Source organism: Treponema sp. R6D11 (assembly GCF_054786075.1).
In genome coordinates, this window is record NZ_BDHD01000893.1 from 1 (window position 1) to 459 (window position 459).

The 459-nt window shown below is 39.2% G+C and carries 1 pseudogene; it reads left to right on the top strand.

Going from position 1 to position 459, the window contains the following annotated elements:
- Positions 1 to 459: pseudogene (locus ACYVTD_RS16695) on the top strand (transcription elongation factor GreA); the annotation flags it as partial.

A 459-nucleotide genomic window follows, 5' to 3' on the forward strand; every position in this document is an offset into this window, starting at 1 on the left:
CTATTATTGTTTCAACATCTCCCAATCCTGAAATACGCCTTGCGACATCCATTCTTGAATACGACGAAAAAGATGTTCACGGAAGAAGGGAAATAATCGAATGTTATAAGAAAAAATACGCATCCCACAGCCAGTTGGAAGAATATATCCGTATTTCAAACTTGTCCCAGAATTACCGCGCCGTTCATCAGGCGATTGCCGACTTTGAAAAGCATATAGCGTTTGACAAAGGCAATTTCGTTTACCACCGCACATGGGGCGTCGGGCGAATAGCGAGTATTGTAGGCGATGAAATAAAAATTGACTTTTCCAAAAAGAGAGGTCATGTAATGTCTCTTAAAATGGCGGTTGACGCTCTTCAAACGCTTTCTAGAGATCATATCTGGGTATTAAAAGCTACAAAGAAAAAAGAAGAAATCCGAGAGCTAATAAAAGATAAAGGCGATAACATTGTTAATA